The 513-nt window shown below is 67.1% G+C and carries 1 protein-coding gene; it reads right to left on the bottom strand.

Annotation, left to right across the window (positions count from 1 at the left end; all coding sequences use genetic code 11):
• Position 1 precedes the first annotated feature (1 nt).
• Positions 2-448, bottom strand: a complete 447-nt coding sequence (locus Apa02nite_RS50775) for an Hsp20/alpha crystallin family protein (RefSeq protein ID WP_203831589.1) — start codon at positions 446-448, stop codon at positions 2-4.
• Between the last annotated feature and the right edge of the window lie 65 nt (positions 449-513).

Below are 513 nucleotides of genomic sequence, written 5' to 3'. Positions count from 1 at the left end.
TTCAGCCCGTGATCACCTTTTGCTCGCCGCTCTGGCGTGCCACCACGTTGACCTTGCGGGGCTTGGCCTTCTCGGCGATCGGGATGCGCAGGACGAGCACGCCGTTGTCGTAGGCGGCGTCGATGCGGTCGGTGTCGAGGGCGTCGCCGAGGAACAGCTGGCGGGAGAACACGCCGAGCGGGCGTTCGGTGAGCTGGACGGTGGCGTGTTCGCCGAGGTCGATCGGGCGGCGCTCGGCGCGTACGGTCAGCACGTTGCGTTCCACGTCGATGTCGATGGCGTCGGGGTCGACGCCGGGCAGGTCGAGGGCGATGACGAACTCGTCGCCGTTGCGGATCGCGTCGACCGGCATCGCGGTCGGCCGGGACCAGGTCCCGGTGGGTGTGGCTCCGAACAGCTGCTGGGCGAGCCGGTTGACCTCGGTGAAGGGTTCGCTGCGCATCAACATGTTCCCACCTCCTGCGGTCTCGACTACGGGGTCAATGCGCGATACCTTGTTTCTAACACGTCATC

It is taken from the genome of Actinoplanes palleronii (assembly GCF_016862315.1).
Taxonomy (GTDB): Bacteria; Actinomycetota; Actinomycetes; order Mycobacteriales; family Micromonosporaceae; genus Actinoplanes; species Actinoplanes palleronii.
Note: the sequence above shows the minus strand (reverse complement) of the source record. Positions and strands in the feature narration are given on the sequence as shown.